Below are 24,693 nucleotides of genomic sequence, written 5' to 3'. Positions count from 1 at the left end.
GAAGGGTGTAGGAAGTTATTTCTGCTGATATTCACGTCATTCTAGATTGGTTTTATCTTCCTAAATATGCAATGCCGCATAAAAAACATTAACTTCAAGATGCGGCATTGGTTTATATGGGTCAATCGAATTAGTGTTCTATTTAGGTATGTTATTTAAATAAATCCACATTTGCTTTGGTGAATTCCGAAACAATCGACTTAACTTGTGGCGGCAGCTCTTTATTCATTTCCGCTTGGATCCACTGACCGTAAGTAGCCTCCTTGACCGGTAGCGTAAAACTTACTCCATAATGGTTGTGGTTCACATTTTCTATTGCGTCATAACATATTAGCAATTCGGGATTCGGTAACTCAGTATGTTCAGTTAATTGCCCTAATCTCATTGCATTTGCTCTAACTAATTGGTACGTAAAGACAGAACCCTCTTCCCCGTACAGAAATGCAAATGTTTTCTCGCTGCCGCTATTCATATTTTGCATACGGAAGACACACTCACAATCTACGAACCTTTCTCTACGCGGATTAAATACTTCATCATTCGAGAGTTGAGACAACCTTATACGTTCCCCGTATACTTTTTGTACTTTGCGCGACCAATCTTCAGCAAGTTTATAACGCTCTTCACGTTTTATCGGCAAGAACCCTGAAAGAATTTCTACAATAAGTGGCGGTGTGCGAAAGGCACTTACAGCATAAAAATGAATATTTAACTCATTGTTCATTATTCCCCATTCATGAATTGGTGGGGCGTATTCCTTTAACTTAGCAATTCTTCTGTCGCGGTTGTATGTAAAAGTCGGATCAACAGATTCGTCTACAACCGAAAATACAACAACTATTTTCTTTCCTTGCGTCTCTTCTTTTTGGGATAGCTCAATATAACGCTTGTACTTATCAGCAATGACGTGACGTCTTTGATAACCCGTATCTACCTCTACACAAACTATTGTGTCCTCGTATTCAAACACCCAATCAGGAACAATTTCTGCATAGGATTCCTCACCCATTCTATTGAGGAATAGCGGATGCTGACTACCTCTCCAGTGCTGAAATCCTTTTAACAAATTTTTGGCGGAACACGATAAATAAACCCGATTTGCAATGGTTGATGTAGCAGCTGTGTGAGTGGCAGGGATAGTTGTACTCGTTATCGATATATCGGGGCTATATTGTTCCTCTGTTCCTTGTGATGCTAATTTCCCCAACACTTCATAACCACGAGTACCTAGCTTGTAATAGAAAATATGGAGATTATTAATGGCGCGGTGCTTCATTTGAATCAATACACCGGAATCGGTTAGCTTGGCTAACCTCTTTGAAATAGCTTTCGTTGTCCTCTCACCTTTATAGATCACCTTTAATAGTTCGTGAATTGATACTGCACGCATCGTACGATGGATATAGATTTGTTTTAGTAATTCAAGGTCTTCTTTGTAAATATGAATTCCCGGTCTTCCTTTTTTGTCTTTCGTATAGGTCATTAATGGTTTGTCATATTCCATAGCTCATCCTCCTTTTAAAAAACAAAAAGAGCACCCATAAATAATCGGCAAGTGAAAAACACTTCCGTTACTATTCAGGGTGCTCCTGTTTTTAGATATATGTAATTTGGAATTGTAAAGCGATATTAGACTACCATATTTATTAAATCTCAGCAACCAGATTTCAGTCGACAACTTGAAATAACTACATATTCCCCCAGTAAAAAACCTGAAATAAACTAGTTCTATGTTTGTAGTAAACATGAAATCATACAAAAACCCTCATGCGTTGAAAATGCGCAGAAATAGATCATTTACAACTTCTCCTAAGTATATGTAGTCTCACTTCTCCTCTTTTTAAAAATGCTGTTATATCAATACCTAAAAGTACATTCCTTAGGGTGAACAGTTCTCCCCCCTCTCGGTCTCCCTCCATAAGACATGTTTTAAGGGGGTGAACGAGAATCTTGAACTGGGGGGTAATCGAGAATGTGCAGAAACAGGTTTTGTTCGTTTCTAATCATGCTCCATAAACATGTAAATCTTTAATGCCAATTACGCGTAAGATCGAGTCAAAGAAGCTCCTTGTATATCTAGTGCTGCTGGTTTATATATGTAACTGCAATTAATATTACGGTAATGCCGTTTAGACAAATACTCGATATTCAAGAACACTGCAAGATCATTTAATGACAAGTAATAATTCTGATTTCTAGCGGCAAGTCTGAGAATTAATTCTACAATTAAGCGAGAAAACTTTCATAGAGTACTCAATTGTGAATTAGTACTAGTAATAATAATCCAGCCACAGGAACACGATTTAAAATCTATTATTAGCACTAGAACGTAAACGCCTCACCCATCTTGTTTGTGCAACAGTAAATGCGGCATGACACCGCAATATATGCGGCAGTTATTGCGGAAGTATCAAAGACTGTTATATCGGTGTTTTAAAACAGAATTAAACATTAGAACTTTCTGTTTTTAAATTATAAAATTTTATTTATAAGCACTACGGAAGTAACTGCGACAATTTCTGCTGAAGTAATTGCTGCGACTATTGCTACAATACAAAAACCAAATAGAAAGGAGGTTATTACTTGAATGATTCAATAGACAAAGACGATATTTTTAATGCAATATCCAATAACCTTACAGTTGAAAGTAAATGGTTATTAGGGACTTTGTAAAAAGAGAAAAGAGAATTACACAAACTCGAATTGCAGGAGCTCACAAATAAAGAGTATCGCCTAAAGCATACCATGAGAAGCAAATCAAACTCTTGTAGATATACAGAACAATTAGCTACGAAACTCAATTCAATGTGCCCAATTTCTTGACAGAGTATCAATGTAGCCGCGTGCCCCTTCCTATAAGAGTTTCTGACTAATGACAGAAGAACGTATTCTCATAGTCTCTATTAATGGACTCTAATAGTAGAGACCATTAAGTAAATGTCGCACAAATACTATTATGGAGCGTTTTTTCATAGTCTCTATGGAAGATGAAAACAATAAAATTAACAGTAAATATATCAACGCGATCTAAAAAAACATTTAAACTCTATATTTACACTTAATAATTCATAATTGGAGATAAGTTTAACTCTAAAATTTGGATGTAATAGCACATGGTCTCTAATAGTAGACACCATATTTAAAGCTTGTTTTCAAGGACACTAGTAGCTTGTATAGTAAGAGTCTACGCAGCATGGTGTCTACAATTGGTCACTATTAATAGAAATCGGTAACACCCCTAATATATTTGGAATATAAAAGATAACCCAAAAATATATTGCAAGGCGAAATCGACGTAGGGAGCAGTCGCCAATTTGATGCTGACTTTATATTGGGAATATTGAAAAGTCTTAAGAGCGCTGATACTCCGAAATTCTAGCAATTGGATCTGAGAATTTAATCTGTTTTAAGCGTCAATTACCTAATAATAGGAACACAAATCTAAATAATACTACTGTTTCATCTAGTACTTGATTTTAAATTAAAACTAATAACTACAATCCTAAGCAGGTACATGACTTTGAATCTATTATCATAACGATGAATATATGAGCTATTGATATACTATTGAATCCGTTTTATGTTGGAATGATGAAAAAATTACAGTTACAGTTAATAGGAGGCGAACCAAAGAAGTGAGCGTGTTAGTAAATGACGATTTGCATGCTTAATTACTAGCACTTTCAAAACGAAGAGACGAATCAATGGCTGATCCCAAGAAGTCTTTTCATCCCACAGTGAATAATATTGACTCTTTTTTATTTTTCAGTAAAATTTTATTGAGAATAGTGTTTTTTTTAACTTATTCTCTTTCAGTGGATACGGGTACAATTAATTCATAGAATTAATTGTACCCGTATCCACTATAAATGCAACGATTTATAATTTAAAGCTTTTATAGCTTATGTTTTTTTATTTCTTTATTAATAGTGACATTAAAATTCAAAAAAAAACGTTGTATGCATTGTTATTAAAGTGTTTTCGAAAAAGTTTATGTTCAATATTTGAAAGGAGTTATGAGCAAATGAATACATTAGTTAATAACTTCACTATATATTTACTTGAAAAAAAGTTACCTTTCAACAATTACATTACTGATCAAGCAAACGTAATTCACAATAAGCAGTTGAACAAAAAGATGTTTATCCAAACCGATTCATTGGAGATAGAAGCTGGAAAAGTAGTGATCCTAGAAAAAAAAATAGCTTCCCCAGATTGGTTGGATCTCTTGAATAATGTAATTGTTCAAAAAGAATCATTAGATTTTGAAATCCGTAAAGACTGGTCAGCAATCTTGTTTTTAAGATTAAAGGAGGTTAATAATACGGTAGCTGTCACATTTGGTAGGATGAACGGTATATTGGAAGAAAAGTTAGTGATAAATGATTTTGGACTAATCACGTCAAAACAGATAGTTGATTCAAGTCGTATTAAGTTTATCAAGATTCAATCATTTGACGAAAAACAAACTAAGATAAATAAACAATCTATGAGATTATTGAACGATTTTAAAATTATGCCTTCGTTCGAGCCTAGTACCATTAAAGGCTTTAACGGAAACACCCAACTTTTAAATAGGAGCTTGGATATAGGAGGAAGATCGGGACTAAGGATAAATGGTAAATTGGATATTAGGAAACATTTATTATCTTTACTAGAAGAAATTTTGAAAGCCTATTTTTCACACGGTATAAAAGAACCAAGGTTTAAAATTTTAGATACAGTTAATATTGTTTCAGATTCTCACGTTTTGAAAAAATTAAATGAAGAGTTTCAAAAAAAATTGGAAATCATTTTCTCGGGGGCAAAAATCGACCATAACAAGATGCGAAATTTATCTCTTGTTCCTAATTGCGATATCCCATATGAAAATCTTAAAGGTTTTCATATCACTGGTATAGGCATGCCAACTACATCGGTATACAAGGAATTGGAGCTCATTGAAATATTCGAAAAGGTAAAATTGAAAATATCTAAACATCCTTCGCAAGATGAAATAATGAAGAAATTGAGAAACACTAGAATAAATTGTAAAAGTGAGAACTCCGAGAACGATCAATTTGTTAGCCTTTATAATTCTTTATGTTTCGAAAAGACTACTGCTGGTGTTAGATATATTTTGTCCGAAGGCACTTGGTATAGTCTAAATGATGATTTTTATAAACAAATTACTGAGACAATAGATAAAGTACCAATTACTCCAGTCATAAATTATATAGATTACGATGTTAAAATTCATAAGGATGAGAATAAATATAACGAGAATCTCATTCTAAAAACCAACACGATAGGTTTAGATTGTACAAAATATAAACCTACAGAAGAAATCTTAAAACGGTCAAGCATAAGCTCTCAAAGTAATATTGAGTTAGCCGATGTTTTTAAGCAAGAAGGAGATACAATCCATTTTATACATATAAAAAAAAGACAAACGCCAGCCAAACCAATCATCTTTTAGCTCAGGCGAAAGCTTCAGCACGTTTGTATATTCATGACAGAATTAATGTCCAAAACTTTATAAACAAGGAAATAGAAAAACAAAATTTAACTCTTATTGATTTCGATGTACCTTATAAATTAAAAGTTGTATTAGGAATAATAATTCCTGAAAATAAAAGGAAAGTTATAGATAAAAGAAAAACTTTTACCTTGATGGAAAGGATATCGCTCTATGAAACAATAGAAGTGCTTTGGAGCTTAGGATTTGAAGTAGCTATAAACTTTATAGATTCTAACTTAAAGTAGCTTTTCACGCGTCTGCTTAATTCAGATTTCGTCAATAATTACTTTCAAGAGCTCTTGAAAATGGAATTGGATGAACATCGCTTGAACGAGATGAAAAGGGTGTAGCAATACATTGATGAAAAAATATCGTGGGCTATGCTATTAAACTGCAATTACGAGGAAAGTAAGGATAGTGCAAACACTGTTTCCGAATCCATTTTATCTTTTATAAAGATGTGGAAGTGAAAATTTGTAAAACATGATTATATAACGAAAAATAGGGGATTCTATAAGTATCTTCAATTTTGTAATTTGTGGTATTTAGTTGGTTATCAGCATAAGATAAAGCGTGCTTGCCCACTTATTAGTACGGGTTTGGTCTTGACAACCAACTTTTCCTGTATTAAATTGAAGGTGGTAACACATATTAAATACGCCCGTTGTGTATTTTCTATGTTGCAGAGACGGAGGACGGCTGACTGATCATCGGCCGTCTATTTTTGTGTCTAAAATGACAAAAAGCCACCCCGTAGGATGGCCCAGTGCGTCAGTTCTTAAAGAACTCGATTGCCTTGAATACTAAAGCGATAAGCAGCCTACCTAAGTAGTATGCAGCCTGAAGGATGATCAGTCCTTTTCGGCTTTGTCTCGCCTTTTCTTCGCGGTACTCTTTACGCGTGATTTGCCCGTTGTGTTTGCGTTGCATTGACGGCACCCCCTTTCAGCTTGCCAGCCGTCAAGGAGTCGTAAACGTGCTTGCCCGCTTACGCCACTTTCATAATAGCACGGTTTTAAAACTCATCCTACCAAATCCTAAAGAATGAGTAACTATTTCTATTAACTCAATAGAAAAGTAAACCCATACTTTAATTATGCCCTTTTCATTTTCAAATATTCATAGTTTATCCAATATATATAGTGCCATTTAAGCAATTATTACCCATTCATATTGTCTACTTGAAGAAACATCTATCCAAAATTGGAGAGATGTTTTTTAGTTATGACATTGTCCCAATTCCAACATCAAAAGACAGCTGGTGGTAAATCAAATAAATTCTCTGACTCTTGGGGATTTAGTTGAACAAGAAGGACAATTCTTTTTCTAACTTTTTTATACTATATTGTTGTCAAAACTCAAGAGTGTTGACACTGCTTTAACGAACCTATAACATTAAATCACCAGCAGGTGTCATTACTTAGCGTCATATTTGATACCTAAAAAGGATGGTTTGAAATATGAAATACGGATATGCTCGAGTCAGTACCGCTCATCAGGATTTAAAAGCGCAAATTCAGTTGTTGGAAAAAGAGTGCTGCGATATAATCTATTCTGAGAAATATACCGGTACAACAGCAGATCGACCTAATTTCTTCAACTGCTTTCCATTCTACAAGAGGGCGATACTATAATCCCGACGATCATCCTGATAATCCCGTCGACATATTCGTTTTAAATCTGATAGAACAAACCAAATGTTATATTAACGGTGGTTACTGTAGGAAAGAAAATGAATGTTTTAAGGAAATGTAGTGCGGAGATAAAATTGAAAAAAGGTTCGGTTTTGGTAGTTTTGTATTACAGCATTAAAAACACTAAACCCATACATACAAATTTTAATTGTATGAAGCCTATATCTGATGTGAATTTATCTAAGATGGAAGGGCTCTTCCATTAACATTATATAGTGTATCGTTTAACCGAAAGGCGACGTGTCATGGGGGGCTGTCCTTAACTAAGACCAAGCCAGCCCCTAAAGCCCGATTTACAGATAATCTTGATTAAAGCACCTCGAGATAATGGATTAAATCTCCTTACCTATCATTCCGGCCAAATAAAAATCTATTACTTCTACTCTTTCATGGCCAACTTCCCGTGTGACAATTTCTGTAGCCTGTAATTTAGAAAACTCTTTCCTCATTGCACCTGGTTTTGAGCGTAGTTAGAGCGTAGTACATGATACGTTAAGGTGTTAGGTAATTCCTGGTACATCCGAATTTCTTGACCCTCAATTGTCTCAAACTGCATCCGGTTGTTTTGCATGAACTTTTCGACGCGATTTACCGCTGCATGTGTTTTCTCGTCGGGGCGAATAAACAGGCGTTTACCTCTTGGGAGATCCTAGATTTTGTTTTCCATCACGTCGTGCACGTCAGACGCTGTCCTGGCCCCTCTACCAGCTTTTTCCGCCATCCCCCTAAAACCCCCCTGCATTGCATTATATTCACGCTCTGTCCAAGCCCTTTTGCCTTTTACCGCGGGTGTCTTGTCCAATGTAATTGAATAAGCTTCTTTCAGCATGTTGTTGTCGGAGAGCTCATATTTGATGTTTGGAATCATGTCGTGTAGGTAACGAATCGCCCCCAGGTCATTCTTTAAGTCTTTACCTATCCTCAGTTTTAAATTTCACTCAATTAAAAGATCAGAGTATTTAAACTTTTGAATTTGAATAAGACGTACGCAAGAAGGTTTTTTTCTTTATAGCGTTGAATAAGTCATTGGGGTGATGTTATGGACAACGTTATCGAAGCAAGCATGAAAACTAGTGAAATAGCCAGCCGGTTGGGGTTAGAGACCGTTACGATACGCAAGTGCTGTCTTGAATTAGAAAAGCAAGGATTCGTCTTTCAGCGTACCGATGGAAAGAACAGAGATTTCAAAAGTAAGACTTACATGCACTATCTCAGATGAAACATTTAATTGAGGTTGCCAAGATGAATCGGGTTGCAGCTGCTACCGTTGTTGTTGCTGGTCACGGATCTTCTAATGATAGGAGGAATGAACCTCCGTCCGTTTCCGTATCGGTGGTTAAACCTGATGAAACAAGGGATTTGGAAAGGTACAACGCTACTTAGACCAGCAGGACGACCTTATCCGTAACGTTCAGGACGTCAATAATGCCGTGAAATCGATGAAAGAAATGCTGGCTGGATTTCAACAGCAGCTAGCAACGGTGACGGAAGAGAATCTTTCGGCGGCTAAGGTAGCAGAGCAACCAGCATAGATAACACATAAATTACTATTATGAGTCCCTGCATATGATTAATCACTATACTTAGCTCCTATTTCTTGCGAAGCTATTATGACAACATTGTTTATCCTTGTGCATTAATTAGTGATAAACTATAACGCCTATTCTCTTTTTAAACTAGTATCACCGAATCAATCATTCGAATAGTGTGTATTAAAAATTCAAATCAGGTTTATTAATCTCAAATAAATTCATTTAAAAGGGTTTAATAGGAATGTTGAAGTTGAAAAATTTTCACACTTCCACCTAAGATAATAATTACAAATTAATACGGTTTATTAAAAATTATTTAGGTTATTTGCTGCTTGTTTCAACGCGTTTCTCAAATCAAGTTTATTAATCACAAATAGAACCGTAACCTTCAACTTGCTATTTAATACTCTGTTCACATGACTATAATTAATGCGGAAAATATAGCTTATTACTTAATAAGTAAACACAAGGCTGGAACATAAGTAAAAATAATGTGTAATCATTAATATCCCGAAATTCAAAACAGCGTGAAACCAAAGTTCTTACAACTTGGCTTCACGTGATTTTTTCATTCTATTGATTTTTGTCCAAGCCTCAGTATAAAGATTGGATCAATTCAACATTCCAAATTTCTACACTTTTAAATGTAAATAAGACGTATGCAGGAAGGTTTTCCTCATTCTAACGTTGAATAAAGTCATTGGGGTGATGTTATGGACAACGTTATCGAAGCAAGCATGAAAACTAGTGATATAGCCAGTAGATTGGGGTTAGAGACCGTTACGATACGCAAGTACTGTCTTGAATTAGAAAAGCAAGGATTCGTCTTTCAGCGTACCGATGGAAAGAACAGAGATTTCACAAGTGAAGATTTACATGCACTATCTCAGATGAAACATTTGATTGAGGTTGCCAAGATGAATCGGGTCGCAGCTGCTACTGTTGTTGTTGCTGGTCACCGATCTTCTAATGATACGGGGAATGAAGCACCGTCCGTTTCTGTATCGGTGGTTAAACCCGATGAAACAAGAGAATTGGAGAAGCTGCAACGATACTTAGACCAACAGGATGACCTTGTGCGTAACGTTCAGGACGTCAATAGTGCCGTGATATCGATGAAAGAAATGCTGGCTGGATTTCAACAGCAGTTGGCCTCCGTAACCGAAGAGAATCGTGAACTGAAGGAAGTAAATAGAAGCAAGTATACTACAGAATTTCTTACTGTCCATAGGGTTAAAATCAAACTCAGAGAAGAAGCCGAAGCTTTGTGGCAACTAGAGCCGGATGAAAAACGACTAATAAAAAGATGGTTTCGTAAATCAGAAGAAAATCATATAGAGAAAGACCGATTTATTCGCAACTTTGTTGATACCAACTTTGAGAAGTCCTTGAGAACTGAATTAGATTACTAGTCTATTAGTGGAAGTTGAACCTGGTGTAATAAGAATCTTATTTTGCTAAAAGGAATCGAAAGGAGAGGGAGAGGTTGAATAAAGGGAAATTGATTTATAGCATCTTAAAGGAAATCGATAAGGGAAATGAACCATCATTTAAAAATTATGATGTAACTCTAGAACAATTCGGAGAAGTTCTTGAAATGATGGCATCGGGTAATTTGATTGAAAATGCAATTGTCCAAAGAGGTGGTATTGGAAATAAAGTTATCTACACCCATTTAACACACACTAAAGTGACTATGGGGGGTCTTCAGTATTTAGAAGATAATAGCGGATGGGCAAAAACCTATAATGCAATTAAGGAAATTAGAGATTGGATTAAATAAAAATGCTTCAAACTGTTCGTTTGACCAATCAATATTTTGAAGAGCTTAAAACCTCTCCAAACCCCCAAACGAAGATCTTGGCCTCTCTATTTCGTTTGTAACAAAAATGTAATATAACTCCAACTTCCTCACATAAGTAGAAATTTCCACTTTTCCACTTTGGCAGTAAACACATCTACTTAACAAAAGTAGAAATTTCTACTTTTGAAATATACATTCAATTTCTTGAATATCATCGAAAGCCTAATGCGAGTACGCATTCGGGCCTTTTTTACATTAATTCTATCAACTCAAAATTCGCTTCTACTTAGCATAGGTGGAAAAGTAGAAGTTTGCAATTTCTACCCAACTCCAACTTACTCGCAAAAGTGGAAATCGGCAAATTCGACAAAGCTGCTGTCTAATATGGATTATTTATGAGTTTACAAGTCTATTTGTATGTGTTTAAGTTAGTAGTAATCAAGCAGTAGACAAAATAAAAAAGCCATTCCTAATTGTCTTTTGGCGGACAAGGAATGACTCAGATTGTTTTAACAACGAAATAAGTGAGTATCCAAAAAGTTAGCTGGTAACTGACTAAAATTGAACTATAACTGAATAAACAGAGCGTCCATAAGTTAGCTGGTAACTGACTTATCGTCGTTAAAATATTGCTATAATCACTTCATGGTGTGCTGGTAACACGCCATAAGCTAATTTTAGATTATGTTGATTATAGCAATGGCAGACCTTTATTTCAATACACTTGCATTGAAATTTTGCGTAAGTGCTTTTCTTAAGTGCGCCTTTTAACGAGATAGCTATGGACGCTCACCGATAGAGGGGGAGTATTTGTCCGTGGCTATTTGTGCATTTTCAGAGAAAAAGTCAGAGGAAGAGCTGGCTCAAATATATAATGTGTTGCTTCATGAGGGAATCACGACTTTTAAAACAAAACAGTCCAAGGTGAGTTTACCGACTCGTGTTACGGCAGAAAAGCAAGATCGCGTACATAGAAAAGGCGCTGTCTTTGTCGTGCGTGACAAAGCTCACTTCACAGCAAACGGTGTACGTGGCTATATCGTCACGTCAAAAGAAACATTGTTGGAAGATGCTCAAACATTGACGCACTTCACGCCAAATGTTTACCGCACATTTGGCTACATAGACGAAAACCGTCAGTATATCCATGGCTTTGAAGAACGAAATTTACAGCAAATCAACACATTTGTCGTAGATATTGACACAAAAAAGTACACAGTAAACGAACTGCTCTTAACGTGCATGGACAATTCTATCGGATTACCGACACTTATTGTTGAATCAACACGAGGCTATCAGCTGTACTTTGCTTTGCAGCAGCCGTTCTTTATTTCGCCTAAAAATGATTTCCGTGGCTTGAAAGTGGCCAAGCGTATTAGTGATAATTTAAAGCAAAGTCTGCAAGCAGTAGAGGCAGACGTTTTTTGCAATGACTTCGGATTCTTCCGTTTACCGAATGCGACAAACATCGTTTATGCGGGTCTTGATAATGTGTATGCTGTTGGATCCCTCATTGATTGGTCGATGCGTCAAGATGACAACAAAGACCGTCCCTTATTTGTCCTGGCAACGCAACGGCTGGCAAGCAGCGTTTTAGAAAGTGATTGGTTCGATGCGCTCGTCCATACCGTGAATATTAACGGAGAGAAAGGAAAGTTGGGACGCAATAATACGTTGTTCACTCTTGCTTTAATCGGTTATAGCGAAGGATGGGATATAGAGCGAACGGAGAACTTTTTAGACGAGTTTAACGCCCGTCTGGAAGCCCCCCTGAATGCATCCGATTTACATACAATCTTGCAGTCAGCATATTCAGGAAAATACCATGGACCGAGCAAGGAATATGTAGAAGCGTTATTAGCCCTCCACGTAAAAAATGGTGCGTCTTACAAGGTATCACTCGGACATAGATGCTGGTATAAGTTCAAGAAGGCAAGGGAAGATCGTCAGCGCAGCCATTACGACGAATGGGAGGATGACATCATTGAATACATTACGGCTCAGAAACAGACGACAGAGCCGTTTATTTGGCTTACTCAAAAAGAGATGTGCGAAGCAATCGGTATCCCTCAAAGTACATTGAATGTGTTGCTGAATAGTTCTACTAAACTAATCAAAACTGTCATTGGAAAAGGTCGTGCTAGTAAAACAGGTTGGACAACCGTGCAGCTGTTCATTACCTATACCATCGATCTTTTAAGAACGCAAAAGGATACATATACAACTTATGTACACCAAATCATCGAAGCACATGTAAATGTACTTGAGCCAATCGCAGGCTATCAGGAACTTATCCAAAAACTAAGCCTCTTAAAAGTACTACCCGACAAGTATGGCCCTGCACTCTCGTCGCTCGATAGCTCAGGATAAATTAATACTCCAGTCTGCCTTACATATTTCTAATTTCGTCTTTCTAAGGGTAGTTGATAGACTCCTATTAAATGTATATGGATTTTTAGAATGGGTATTGAAGGGGCGCAGAGCCCACAGCGGGAGGCGTTCCACAGTCCAGCTTGCTGGGCGAGGACCTTTAATTTGTTTAGGCATATTCAATCAATACAACTACTTAGCAAAAGTAGAAAGTGTTTCGATTAAATTATCGACTTTCTTCTTTGATAAATTTTCATGTTTTATATTTAACTTGGATAATAATTTCCTTTATTAATTAAGGTAAGATTCATCAAGAACTGGTCAATGTATTTTCTTAGCAAGAAGCAAAAAAATAGGTTGATCGAGTGGGGATCCTGCTTAGGTGGAACATGTGAAATGTTATGTAGGTACGATGCGTGACGTACAAGTGATTGATGTAGCGGATGCCTCAGCCAATTTCCAAGTCTTTTATGAAATGATGAGGCAATTTGATGGTTATCCGTATTAATTTGTAGGCATGGATCCCAATATATCTTCTGATTGTACCGGTTTGATGGTTTGGGATCTTTGGGAAATTGGAGTCAAGTGAGTATCGTGACACAAGTACTGTAATGGGTGTACTTGTCCAATTACTTGTTTATTTTAATAGCTGGTATGATTTCATGCTCAATATCGGTTGTGGTGTTTGATTATCTGTGGACTGAGTGTACTACGTTCGATGTGGTATTTCAATGGAGGAGGAGCAAAAGGTGGTATCGGTAAGTCAGCTACATGGGTTTTGATGATGAGGCTTTTAAAACAGATGGGAGGTTGAAGTTATGAAAAAAGCTTGACTACTTGCGGTACTCGTGCTTTTATCATTAAATCTCAAGTAAATAGTATTTTGATGAACCTACTAAATAATTCCATTGAATTGTATAAGAGCCATTTATATAAAATTGTTCATCTCGTTTTCCTGTGGGTTTAGTAATCTCTCCATGTAGGGGGGTATCTGAACGAAAATATTCATAAATACCAGCAATATTTATTCCACTATAAAATAATTTGTCTTCTGCAAATGTGATAGCATAAGTGTGAGTAAAACCGTGATTTTTTATTTGTTCCATGAATTTAATGTCCTTTGCAAAGTTAAACATTGTTTCTGGATGTTGACCGTTCTTTGGGAATTTAAGTTCGATTGCATATTTTTCATGGGTTGCAGAGTTGTAGATGACAATATCTAATTCTTTTTTAATTAATTTCTCTGTGATACCAAAGAATTTGATGTTGCGTTCAAATTGAATTTTGAAAGAACTATCTAAATGATTGCGTAGATACAAGCCGTGCTCATGTTGCAACGAAAATTCGTTGTAAATTTCAATCTTTTGGAGTTTTATTAATTCAAAAAATGAATGGATAAATGTCGGTAAATGCAATTTCATTACCCCCCTGTTTTTTGTATAGTATAACATTTTATTAGTGTAATTAAGTATGAATCTATATATCCTTCAAAAGTAGAAATTTCTACTTTTGCAAAGTATATATATATACTTTTTTCAGCAACCGTCTGCTTAGGGAGATAAATTAAATCGCACAATTGGTTTCGCATCACGTATATTTTGTGCGAATTGTGATATACTAGTAATGAGGTGATGGAGATGGATTTTAAACATACGGCATCATTACTGAATCAATGGATGGAAGAAAATCATATGACGAAAACAAAATTGGCGCAATTGATGGGTATAAGCGAAGCACTTTTACGCGCGCTTTTAAAAGGGGATCGTCGCATTACATCTGAGCGTCTCACACAGTTTGCAGAAATCACTAAAATTCCACGGGCATCATTATTAGGATTATCGGATAAGGAGTTATTTGCAGGCTATAGTGTCATTCCGCGTGGAGGCACGGAACTCTCTACCGCAAATAAGCATCAAATTCAGCAGATTGCCTTGCTTTTAAATGAGTACGAAAGCTTCAAATAAAAGCAGGAAGGAGATGTTGGAAAATGAATAGTTGTATGCAAGAAGTCGAACGTTTAGCAGACGATTACTATAAAAAATATGTATCGCCTAAGACATCCCTCATGTTAGCAGATGTGTTGGATGAGGTGATTGCAAGACAAGGAATTGAAGTGATCTACCTAAGCATTCCTAAAATGGATGGCGAAGATCGGATTTTAAATGGGATGTTTTTTAAACATAAGGACGAAACGGTACCACCCAAAATCGTAATTAATCAATTAGATACCATTCGTACGCAAAATTTCACATTGGCACACGAATGGTTCCATGCCATCTTGGAATCTGAGGATTTGAAGCAGTATGCAATTCAAATTCAATCGAATGAAGAGCTGGAACGTGCAGGTGATTATTTTGCTGCATCTATTCTGATGAATCAAGAGGTGTTTGTTTCTTACTTTGAGATTATCCGCGAACAGTCACTAGAACTGCAAGTATTTAAACTGGCCGATATATTCAAAGTACCGTACGTAAGTGTAGTGAGGAGATTGAATGAGCTTAATTTAACGCCAGTTTCTACGTTGGCATCGCTAACAGAGCGGGAACTTGCTGAACTTCGTCATGAACAAATAGGTGAGTCGATATTAGATTCTCCTCCCAAACGTATTCAATTCACACAATACCAGCAACTTGTAAAAGATAAAGTGGTAAAGGGAGAACTTTCTAACTTAGATGCAGCGAAAAAACTCACACGCTTAAATCCCGATCTATCCGAAGAATACTTTGAAAAATCGGTAGGTAAGAGAGACATCGATCAACTTTGGGATGAGTTGGATGAGGTCTAATGGAGGGATGAAAATTGCGGAATAGTACATTGCCGATACCCTCCATTTGCTTTATCGATGCCAATATTATTTTCTATATTGAACAGTTGAAATCAAAAGATGATTTTCAAACCATCATTGAGCAAGTGTATGAATCGGTTTATATACATGAGGAAGTTTATCAAGAATTAAGTATTGCAGGCCAAAAATTTGTTGATGAAAAATGTCAGGCGAATAAGTGGGTATTATTTAAACCTCTTCAGGCTTTTCAGGATATTTACGAGGACTATAGGTTGATGTTATCCGAGGTACAAGCAACTTTAATTGAAGTGGATACCCGTAGAGACAAAGCAGGAAGTGCCGGTACGGGTGAAATAGCTTCTTTAGCAGCTGCCTATTTACTGAATGCAGGATTTATTTGCAGTAACGATTATTCAATTGAAGAAGTGATTCGAGAAGTACCTTTACATATTTTCATTGACGGAGATGATTCTCAAGAGCCTGTTTTAATTACGCATCATCGCCTGTTGGATTTTTGTAAGTTAGTTGTAGATAGAGGAATATTGCCACGCAAAAATGTCAGGAAGTTCTATCAAATAGCGCATATTGAATTGAAAACAGATAACAGGAAGCTGTATGATGTGCAAATGTCAGAATTTGATCAATTGATTCCTGTTACATAGCTGAAAAAACTCCTATTATAATTGCTGGAAGATAATTAGGTTTAAGTTCTTTCAGAAAGTGAGATACCTTCTCTTCGTATGAAGAGAAGGCTTGTTTAATTGTTATGGTATTCTTAGCAAATCCTTCACGTATTATCAATTCGTTCATTAATTATTCCACGTAAATCATCTACCCTATCCATCACCGTTTGAGTGGCTTGCGTTAAGAATGAATCAAAAGCGATAAACGCTTCCCGTGCATTAGTAGCTAGCTCTTCTTTAATTTCAAAAGCTTGTTGGATAAAATCTTGTACATAGTCATCTAAAACATCTTCGGTCATATAAATTGCATTCTCTTGTATTAAGTTATTTATATAACTGTCTTCGTCATACTCGATAAACTCAATGACTTCTGAATCTATCTCATATTTGCAAATAAACTCCTTAAGGTTATCCAGTCGTTCAATGAGTTCTTCTTTATCATATGTTAAATCTTTATCAGACGTATTATTTTCAATCTCTTGAATCAGCTCTGATACAAGAGTGTCTAAATCATCTTGAAAGCATTCAAAGGCTTCTAGAATTTTTGTATCTATATAGATGTTGCCACCTTTATAATATTCGCCTTGTTCATGCCCGCGGATTTCCCATAAGCCCCAAATACTTTCATTGAGGATGGTTCTGATTTCTTCTAGCTCGCGCGCGAGAAAAATCAAAGGAAATATATCATAAGCGTAGTATGGTTCAGCACTACCTTCAACTTCTTCATCTATAATATCCTTTATTTGAAGAATAGCTACTTTGTCTTCAATAATCACACCAGCTTCAAAATTATTTGCTGATTCCGATGAGTAATTCGCTGAGCCGATGTAAGCAATATTATTGGTCATGATAATTTTTGCATGATTGTTAAACACAAATTGACTTTTAAAGTTTTCATTGAACTTTTTGGGATCTAATTTTGTTACATAAATATTTATTAGATTTTTCGCATTTTTTGAAGCCCAATCTGCTATATATCCGTTAAATCTATTGGGGATATTTGTGAACAACTTGATATTAGTGTCTCCTGGGACATCTCTTAGTTTATCTAACAATGTTTCAATATTTTTCGAGATATTGTATGTGACAATATAAATAAATTTCGATTTGGAAAAATCTTCAAGAACATCACTATAACCAAGTTCATCTTTAGTTATAATAAATTTTGCTTGCGTAAATTCTACTTCTTTTCGCAAATAAAACACCTCCCAATCTTAATGTGTTTTCTCTTTAACTATTCTAACTGTTTTTGACTCAACGGTTTCATTAGCTACAACCATATTCCTCCTTCGTTCAAAATTTTATAGACTGTACTACGTCCAATTCCATATTCTTTTGCAATATCTGAAGCACTTTCGCCACTGTTAAACAACTTTACAATACGGCGTTTGGTATCGGTATCTATGGCAGGGCGTCCCCCAATGCGCCCGCGCTTACGAGCAGCCTCCAATCCAGCTTTTGTACGCTGCTGAATAATATCACGCTCGAACTCGGCAAAGACGGCAAGCATCCCGAACATGGCACGTCCAGTTGGAGTAGTTGTATCAAAGCTATCCTGAATACTAACGAAATCCACCTGACGCTTTGCCATTTCGTCTGTTAATTGATAAAGCTCTTTGGTACTACGAGCAAGCCTGTCTAGTTTGTAGACAACAAAACGATCGCCAGGAGCAGCAGCTTTAAGGGCATAATTTAATTCGGTGCGATCTGTTTTACGAGTTGAAATTTTCTCGACATATAAGATCAGTTCCATCTCTTGCTCTTTGGCATACTTTTCAATGGACAACTTTTGAAGGTCCAAATTTTGATCTTCGGTACTGACACGCGCATAGCCAATGATTCTACTCATGATAACTCCTCCTTTTTGTCTATGACCATACGTTTTATGTAATTCTTATTATAGACGAGTAAATAGACGAAAACAATAAAAAACGACCTACCCAAACATTGATTTGAGTAGGCTGTTTAAATTGTCCATATAACGGTGGTTATATAGAATAAACTATTTGTTTATAACTCCAAATAATTCCTCTAACTTATTTCTTAGCTTGTAGAATAAAGTATTTGGAATGATGTTATTAGGCACTCTGCCGTGTACATAAATGGCATCTTGTATAAAGCGCAATTGATACTTGCTAGTTCTCTCACTTTCTAAAAAGAAGTATATCTGTGACGTGATTCTCTGTAACTCTTTTACTTGTTGCGAAAAATCCTTCCACCCTTTTAATAAATATACAAAGAAGTTGTAGGAAAGAAAAGAGTTATAAAAAAATCGGCTAGTAAAAAATTACTCCATAGTGCAATCACAATAGATATAATGAAAATTAATCCAGACAAAATCAGTAAAAAGTTGCCGAATATTCTTTTTTGCTTTACAGACCATTCTGTACTAGTTTTCTGAGCTTTTAATACATACTCAATTTCATCATCTGTATCTATACCTGTATACCAATTCTTAAGGTCAGATGTTTTTTTCTTTCAAATTAAAATCACCGTCCATTTTAAAAAATATTACATTGAAAATGATTGTATTGAGCAATTGATTATTTTCCAGAAAAAAGACACAAAAAATACCTACTCGAATTCGAGTAGGCGCATCATATTATTCAATATCGTCTTTAATAAATTGCAATGAAGAAAGAACATTAATAAGTCTAAGACAATCATATTTTGTCCAAAGTTCAGGATTATCACGTCCGTGAAGCACCCAGTGTCGGTTAATCATTTCTAGCCTTTCATCTCCAAATTTCCAAGAACGGTACAATTCCTCACGCAAGAAGTAATATGTTGAATATGTAGCGATTTGATCAAATTTTTCCTCATCGTTCGTTGTAGCCTTTTCCATCAATTCATTCAACTTCCAACCATAGTCTCTCGTATCTAAAATATCTGTAACTTCTCCTTCGATGAATGTCATCAATGTAGGAATCGCTATTTTGTATTTGTCCGATAGGAAACTATCTAAACAATCCTCTAACAGTTCTTTTCTATGCGGCTCAATCTTTCCGATTAAATCTTCTTTAATCTCGTTGAAAAACGCAAAGTCTTTTTCTGTGTATAGAAGGTAAAAATACTCGTCTAATTGAGCTTGATCCATTTCACGCAAATCTTTATCAAAGTACAAGGCTAATCCCATAGGGCCAGTTAAAGTCCACCCAAATTTAGAATTGTGTTCAATACTTGCTTTTATATTCTCGAAATCAATCTCTGGTAGTGTAAATTCTGGTAGCTTGATTTCAGGGAAATTTAATTTGGGGAGTGCGAAGTCAAATGATTGAACCATTTTACCTAACCTTCCTGAGAATTCTATAATTTCTTTAAATGGAGCGTTGAACTGTGAATTATCCAATTATGAAACCCCCTTTAAGTTATTTCTATAATCTTACAATAGTTCTTGAAGATTCTAAACTTGAATCGTAGTATATACAAAAAAACACCTCGAAATGAGGTGTGCATCATGAAGTTTTACTCTCTGGAAACTTAATAACCAATTCAGTATTTTTATTAATCACTTCCACAATGGTTTCGCTAAAAGATAAGGGAGTATCATATTCATCTAATGGGAATACAAAATAATAACGAAACGCTTAACTCGTGTCGCATGGTACACGCGTTCTTTTTTATGTCTTGATATCTCGAGAAAGTAGAAATTTCTACTTTTGTTAAGTGTTCTTTTGTTATTTATCCTCAAAAAAAGCCTCTACCATAAAGTTAAACTGTCGCTGCTGGCGATCGGTCAGCTCATTCTCTACATAGCTATCAATCAAATTTTGAAGAATCACGTATGTCTTATGCTCATCCATAAAGGATCCGAGTAAATTCAGTTCACTGTGAATCAAAGTAGGTACTTTTAAACTTTTAGTACTGTTTGATTTCCCAACACCTAATATCTTACGTGGTGTAGGTGGAGCAATCTTTATCGTTTCAGGTTTTACTGTAGACTTAGCAGATACGGGCTTTTCTTGATTTTGTGGCTCTGTATAGCCGAAATCCATATCGTTCTTTTTCACGGGAACGGACGGTTGCATGATTGCTGGCTTCTTTTTCTTTTTAATTAATCCACCTTTTTCATTACTCATACTTCCCGGCCTCCTCGAATTGAGACAGCTTCGCTTCCAACTCGTCAATAACGTCTAAGAATACTTGATGGGCTTTACGGTCATGCATATCGTGATTCGTAATTCCTGTGACATCCCATGCTTTCAGCCGCTCTAAGTGCTTCACGACATTCTCCATGACGTTGTCACTGCCGAACATCTCTCTTGCGCGTTCTAGTGTAGAAATATCGACACGCCCACCTGGACGAAGCAAAACAGGCAATACACCTGCGACTTGGATATCTGCATCGTAGTTATCTGCCATGAATTGCAAATACTTGATATACGTTTCAGCGCCTTCCAATGACAGCTCTTGCGCTTGCAGGATAATTAATACATAATCAGCAGCCATCATCGCGTTATCAGAGAAGTCACTAATTGTCGGAGGGACATCAATGAAAATATAGTCATAGTCATTACGAATTGGATCAAGAAGCTTCTTTAGATAAGACACCTGATCAATTTCTTCTTTTACATTGGTATATAAGAATTTCGGGAAGTTTTTAAAGGACACTTGTGCAGGAATCACATGTAGGTTGTCCGTCATTTTTACGATACACTCTTTTAACGAACCATTTTGGAAACCTTCGAAAATACTAGTATTGATTTCAGTGACCCCTGTGGAACGCGCAATCAATGTGCTTGCATTGCCTTGCGGATCCATATCGACAAGCAACACCTTTTTATTGCGGTCAAAAGCTAACTCCCAACTTGCCATGACCGATACCTTCGTTTTTCCTACGCCACCTTTAAAGTTTCCCACTACGATTGTTATTGCCATTATCTCATCTCCTTTAATTCAGTTATCAAGTTCATAATCTCTGTTCAAAGTATAACTTAATAAAAAATAATTTGCAAAATACTTCTTTGCAAATTTCTACTTCATTATATTTTGTAGACATATTGTAGAGTGCCATTCATGGAAAAGAAAAACCTCTGTAGCATTAAATAAGTTTGGATGATGTTATGGACCACATTATCGAAGCAAGCATGAAAACCAGTGAAATAGCCTATAGATTAGGTTAGAGACGGTTACGATACACAAGATACGTATTAAATTTGAGAAGTATGGTTCGATTTTAATATACAGTAGGTGAATATGGTTTCGGCCTCTATTGATACGATGAATGAACGACCATCCATTTCCGTAATGCTAGACCTTATAAAACAAGGGGTTTGGAGGATGTAACATGCCCATTAAAAAATACTGTGCTTCTCTTGCTTGCCTAATATAAAGAATTAATAGCTACCACCAAGTTTCAGTGGGTGTTATACAACAATGCAATTTCATGAATAAATTGAAGGTGAATCCAAGAAGGTATTTGTTGTTGTGTCCTATAGATTTTGTTGAGCGAATTGTGGGCGTCAATTTTATAATCTATCAACTGACATGAGATTGAAAATAATTCTTTAGCTAAGGATTCTGTGCTTTCAACAAACTAAACACATACTTTGGTGAATATTAAAAAAATGACGAAAAAAATATAGTAACTTAAATATGCGGAATGGAAAACACGCACAAAAAAAAATAGGAGGTTTTCAAAATGCTTTATAATTTCTTCGTATCTGGAACAGGGGAAGCAGGCGTTGCTAAGCAAATAGTAGGGGCAATCACAAAGAAGTTTAAAGTTGTCGGGGAGGTACAAAGACTAATCGATAGTCTTATTTACAAGTTAAGGGTAATTTATCGTTCTTTTGACGGCGATTTTTCCTGGACTGACTTAGGCGGAGCAATCCTAGACCTTGGACAACTTATCCTTACTTTCATTCCAGCGGGTAGACTTGTAGACGTGGTATCTGTTCTTTGGGATATTTCTACAATCCTATAATAAAAAAATACTTAAATCGCAAGCTCTTATTAGCTTGCGATTTAATATTTGGACGGAGCAATTAAATGAATAAAAAAATTAAAATAACTTTAATTACTTTGACTTTTATCTTTTCGGCTTTTTATTTCAAAAGAATCCTATTAGCGCTGATGGAATTTACTGCAATTAAATTTAACTATAATTATGGATTAGCAATCATTTTAGTTACTTTAGGAATAAAACTTATTATGCTAATAGCATCATTTGAATTTGAAATTAGTAATAAAAAAAGACAAATATTACAACCAAAATTCAATGTATACTTCAATCAATTAAAAAGTAATAAAGATAACAATGAAGTAAAAGATGATATAAAACAAAAAATTAAGGATTTGGAAAGTAAGTATGGAATAAATTCTTTTCAAGGGGTAGGTTGTCTAACTTTAATAATTCAATTAGTAATCATAATTTGTTGGTATCAAGTTATAAGAGAATCAACTCATATTCAGCAAAACAAATTCTTATGGATAAAATTAGGGGGTCCTGATGAGTTATTAATCTTTCCGGTACTTATATTTATTACTCTTTTATTAAATTACTACTTAAATGGGGTAATGAATACTAGAGTTAAGACATTAATCTACATAAGTTTGTCTATAATGATATTTATTATATCTTTGAATCTAATAGGGGGGGTATTACTCTATCTGCTTACTAATATTCTTGTTACATTAATAAAAGATATAAGCTTACAAATTTACTGTAAGAAGTTAATAAAAAACCTTGATGACAGTCAGGTTAATATAAGTAAAATTCGAAAGGTATAGTGTAATCCTTCAATTAATAAACGCACATTAGAAAAGCATCTCCTAGTATGACCGATATATCGACTTGAAGGAGGTACTTTTCTAATGCCACAGACACCATTGACCATAGTCCCCGCACAGACCGACCAGCCAATTCATTAGCTTCCAATGGCTCTTGTTCCGTCAGCATTGGAAGCGCAAAGCCATCTTTCAGAATAGCATGGATAAGCTCCTCTTCCTGCTCAAAGGATTTTCTATACAATAACTGAAAGCAATAAGCTATTACTATGGAAATTGAAGAAATCATCTTGGGTATGAACTGTAATCATTCAGTCGTAGTTTGGAGTAAAATGAGAGACAACAGAATTATATAATACTCTGTGAGGATAAATACTTGTAAACACTGAAGCTACTGAAGGTTTTATTAGGCTGCCCAAGGCCATGAAGGTGGTCTATTTGGGAGCCTAATAAAGTTTCAGTCAGGAATGGAAACTTACATGCGTGTTAATTTAACGTGTCGATTCCTGAATCATCATGGGGTCTTCCCACATCCGTTTCCGAACTTATATTATTGATCGGTATTAAACTTATCATAAATAATAGCGATGCGAACAAAAACAATAACTTTTTCACTCTATTCCACCTCCTTCCACCTCCCTGTAAATATTTTTGTATGCCTCTGTACATATTTTTAAGTACTGAAAAGCACTTTTGTAACTTCTTGAATTCGCTAAGTAAGTAGAATAATGCTCAGCTGCTAATTTAACATTTCGCCAATCCTTATTGCTATAAAATGTGAGTACGCATTCTTTCATTAAACGCTCATAAATAGAGAATTCCTTGGTTTTATAATGCATTTTGGCTTCTGAAAATTTTGTTTTAGCAATATCATTATTAGATTTAGCTAGTCTTTGTAGAATATCTAAATTCTCTTTAAATCTAATAAGATCTCCTGTTTCTAAAAATATATTTAATTTAGTATAAACTGATGTAAAGACAGAGGATGTTTTTAAATTTTGTTTAATTTTTATGCAGTTGTTAATATTGCTCAACGCTTCAACATGTTTTTGTTCACGCAAATATATAAGAGAACGGTTGTGGTATAACTTTGCGTGTGTTTCATTAATTTCCTGGTATTGCAGGACGCTAAATCCTTTCTCAATATACTCAATCGCTTCATTTAGCTTGTTACTTTCTATTAATATAGAAGCTATTAAGTTATAACAATCGGCAGCCATTATCCAATTATGCGAATTGATATATATACTCAATGCTTTTTTCGCATAAACTAAAGATGAACAAAAGTCATAGAGACGATAATATGCTAAGGCGATATTATAAGATAATTTCTGGGGGATATCCTTATCTGTCGTAATTTCTAGAGCAGATTTAAACAGTTCTATAGAATCTTGATATTGGCCAGTTTCAAATTTGTACAAACCTGATATATATATATATATTTCCTGTATTGATAAACTGCATTTAGAAATGTGTAATCTGCACACACCTGAAATCTCTTTTTTATAATGACATATAGCTTCATTGAATCTATCTTGTTCTAAAAAGGATAAGTACTTCAATAGGTTGAATCTAAATTCTTGTACTATTGAGGGT

The 24,693-nt window shown here is 35.4% G+C and carries 20 protein-coding genes and 3 pseudogenes; 10 read left to right on the top strand and 13 right to left on the bottom strand.

Annotation, left to right across the window (positions count from 1 at the left end; genetic code table 11):
* Nucleotides 1-151: 151 nt before the first annotated feature.
* The gene (locus tag QT711_RS18175; protein WP_317946603.1) at nucleotides 152-1,504 is read right to left on the bottom strand and encodes a replication-relaxation family protein; all 1,353 of its coding nucleotides are present in this window, start codon (nucleotides 1,502-1,504) and stop codon (nucleotides 152-154) included.
* 2,400 nt (nucleotides 1,505-3,904) lie between these two features.
* Here QT711_RS18175 and QT711_RS18170 point away from each other — a divergent pair.
* Nucleotides 3,905-5,745 (top strand): annotated as a pseudogene (locus QT711_RS18170) (DUF6119 family protein).
* 526 nt (nucleotides 5,746-6,271) lie between these two features.
* Here QT711_RS18170 and QT711_RS18160 read toward each other — a convergent pair.
* Complete coding sequence (locus QT711_RS18160; protein WP_317946599.1) at nucleotides 6,272-6,430, bottom strand: hypothetical protein; 159 nt, start codon at nucleotides 6,428-6,430, stop codon at nucleotides 6,272-6,274.
* Nucleotides 6,431-6,960: 530 nt separating this feature from the next.
* Between QT711_RS18160 and QT711_RS18155 the strand changes: the two are divergent.
* Nucleotides 6,961-7,142: pseudogene (locus tag QT711_RS18155) on the top strand (recombinase family protein); the annotation flags it as partial.
* 701 nt (nucleotides 7,143-7,843) lie between these two features.
* On the opposite strand, the gene QT711_RS18150 reads toward QT711_RS18155, so the two are convergent.
* Nucleotides 7,844-8,062, bottom strand: coding sequence for a hypothetical protein (locus QT711_RS18150; protein ID WP_317946597.1), 219 nt, complete (start codon nucleotides 8,060-8,062; stop codon nucleotides 7,844-7,846).
* Between the two features lie 1,377 nt (nucleotides 8,063-9,439).
* Between QT711_RS18150 and QT711_RS18145 the strand changes: the two genes are divergently transcribed.
* The 3 genes from QT711_RS18145 (at nucleotide 9,440) to QT711_RS18135 (ending at nucleotide 12,900) form a co-directional block, all read left to right on the top strand.
* The gene (locus tag QT711_RS18145) at nucleotides 9,440-10,138 is read left to right on the top strand and encodes a MerR family transcriptional regulator (protein WP_317946595.1); all 699 of its coding nucleotides are present in this window, start codon (nucleotides 9,440-9,442) and stop codon (nucleotides 10,136-10,138) included.
* A 74-nt stretch (nucleotides 10,139-10,212) separates the two neighbouring features.
* Nucleotides 10,213-10,509: a YjcQ family protein gene (locus QT711_RS18140; protein WP_317946593.1), complete on the top strand. Its 297-nt coding sequence runs from the start codon at nucleotides 10,213-10,215 to the stop codon at nucleotides 10,507-10,509.
* An 837-nt stretch (nucleotides 10,510-11,346) separates the two neighbouring features.
* A complete protein-coding gene (locus QT711_RS18135) occupies nucleotides 11,347-12,900 on the top strand; it encodes a primase C-terminal domain-containing protein (protein WP_317946591.1) in 1,554 nt (517 codons plus the stop codon).
* Between the two features lie 860 nt (nucleotides 12,901-13,760).
* Here QT711_RS18135 and QT711_RS18130 read toward each other — a convergent pair.
* Complete coding sequence (locus tag QT711_RS18130; RefSeq protein ID WP_317946589.1) at nucleotides 13,761-14,315, bottom strand: hypothetical protein; 555 nt, start codon at nucleotides 14,313-14,315, stop codon at nucleotides 13,761-13,763.
* Nucleotides 14,316-14,537: 222 nt separating this feature from the next.
* Between QT711_RS18130 and QT711_RS18125 the strand changes: the two genes are divergently transcribed.
* Genes QT711_RS18125 through QT711_RS18115 form a run of 3 tightly spaced genes read left to right on the top strand, consistent with a single transcriptional unit; the run spans nucleotide 14,538 to nucleotide 16,347 of the window.
* Nucleotides 14,538-14,864: a helix-turn-helix transcriptional regulator gene (locus tag QT711_RS18125; protein ID WP_317946587.1), complete on the top strand. Its 327-nt coding sequence runs from the start codon at nucleotides 14,538-14,540 to the stop codon at nucleotides 14,862-14,864.
* Between the two features lie 23 nt (nucleotides 14,865-14,887).
* Nucleotides 14,888-15,685: an ImmA/IrrE family metallo-endopeptidase gene (locus QT711_RS18120; RefSeq protein WP_317946585.1), complete on the top strand. Its 798-nt coding sequence runs from the start codon at nucleotides 14,888-14,890 to the stop codon at nucleotides 15,683-15,685.
* 14 nt (nucleotides 15,686-15,699) lie between these two features.
* Nucleotides 15,700-16,347 carry a hypothetical protein gene (locus tag QT711_RS18115; protein WP_317946583.1) on the top strand — a complete coding sequence of 216 codons (648 nt, stop codon included), beginning with the start codon at nucleotides 15,700-15,702 and terminating at the stop codon, nucleotides 16,345-16,347.
* A 125-nt stretch (nucleotides 16,348-16,472) separates the two neighbouring features.
* Here the strand turns inward: QT711_RS18115 and QT711_RS18110 are convergent, their stop codons facing one another.
* The 6 genes and pseudogenes from QT711_RS18110 to QT711_RS18090 all read right to left on the bottom strand — a co-directional run bounded on the left by QT711_RS18110 (nucleotide 16,473) and on the right by QT711_RS18090 (nucleotide 21,246).
* The gene (locus QT711_RS18110) at nucleotides 16,473-17,564 is read right to left on the bottom strand and encodes a phospholipase D-like domain-containing protein (RefSeq protein ID WP_317946581.1); all 1,092 of its coding nucleotides are present in this window, start codon (nucleotides 17,562-17,564) and stop codon (nucleotides 16,473-16,475) included.
* Nucleotides 17,565-17,638: 74 nt separating this feature from the next.
* Nucleotides 17,639-18,217 (bottom strand): recombinase family protein, encoded by a 579-nt coding sequence (locus QT711_RS18105; RefSeq protein ID WP_317946579.1) that lies wholly within the window; start codon nucleotides 18,215-18,217, stop codon nucleotides 17,639-17,641.
* Between the two features lie 153 nt (nucleotides 18,218-18,370).
* Nucleotides 18,371-18,831, bottom strand: a pseudogene (locus QT711_RS19630) (S-4TM family putative pore-forming effector); the annotation flags it as partial.
* A gap of 139 nt (nucleotides 18,832-18,970) precedes the next feature.
* Complete coding sequence (locus QT711_RS18100; RefSeq protein WP_317946577.1) at nucleotides 18,971-19,717, bottom strand: hypothetical protein; 747 nt, start codon at nucleotides 19,715-19,717, stop codon at nucleotides 18,971-18,973.
* 328 nt (nucleotides 19,718-20,045) lie between these two features.
* On the bottom strand, nucleotides 20,046-20,447 hold the full coding sequence (locus QT711_RS18095; RefSeq protein ID WP_317946575.1) for a hypothetical protein: 402 nt from the start codon (nucleotides 20,445-20,447) through the stop codon (nucleotides 20,046-20,048).
* On the bottom strand, nucleotides 20,440-21,246 hold the full coding sequence (locus tag QT711_RS18090; RefSeq protein WP_317946573.1) for an AAA family ATPase: 807 nt from the start codon (nucleotides 21,244-21,246) through the stop codon (nucleotides 20,440-20,442). Before QT711_RS18090 ends, QT711_RS18095 begins: the two co-directional genes overlap by 8 nt.
* Before the next feature lie 763 nt (nucleotides 21,247-22,009).
* Here QT711_RS18090 and QT711_RS18085 point away from each other — a divergent pair.
* Together QT711_RS18085 and yidC are read left to right on the top strand one after the other, a co-directional pair.
* Nucleotides 22,010-22,294 (top strand): hypothetical protein, encoded by a 285-nt coding sequence (locus QT711_RS18085; RefSeq protein ID WP_317946571.1) that lies wholly within the window; start codon nucleotides 22,010-22,012, stop codon nucleotides 22,292-22,294.
* A 65-nt stretch (nucleotides 22,295-22,359) separates the two neighbouring features.
* On the top strand, nucleotides 22,360-23,100 hold the full coding sequence (gene yidC / locus QT711_RS18080; protein WP_317946569.1) for a membrane protein insertase YidC: 741 nt from the start codon (nucleotides 22,360-22,362) through the stop codon (nucleotides 23,098-23,100).
* Nucleotides 23,101-23,113: 13 nt separating this feature from the next.
* Here yidC and QT711_RS18075 read toward each other — a convergent pair whose 3' ends face one another.
* From QT711_RS18075 to QT711_RS18065, 3 genes are all read right to left on the bottom strand, one after another.
* Nucleotides 23,114-23,341: a hypothetical protein gene (locus QT711_RS18075; RefSeq protein WP_317946567.1), complete on the bottom strand. Its 228-nt coding sequence runs from the start codon at nucleotides 23,339-23,341 to the stop codon at nucleotides 23,114-23,116.
* A 242-nt stretch (nucleotides 23,342-23,583) separates the two neighbouring features.
* On the bottom strand, nucleotides 23,584-23,712 hold the full coding sequence (locus QT711_RS18070) for a hypothetical protein (protein ID WP_317946565.1): 129 nt from the start codon (nucleotides 23,710-23,712) through the stop codon (nucleotides 23,584-23,586).
* The coding region (locus QT711_RS18065; RefSeq protein WP_317946563.1) for a tetratricopeptide repeat protein at nucleotides 23,709-24,693 on the bottom strand (985 nt) is incomplete at its 5' end. The genes QT711_RS18070 and QT711_RS18065, both read right to left, overlap by 4 nt.

Source organism: Sporosarcina saromensis, from assembly GCF_033253735.1.
In the GTDB taxonomy this organism is placed as follows: Bacteria; Bacillota; Bacilli; order Bacillales_A; family Planococcaceae; genus Sporosarcina; species Sporosarcina saromensis.
The sequence above is the reverse complement of the archived record's forward strand: the minus strand, read 5'-3'. Positions and strand labels throughout refer to the sequence as shown.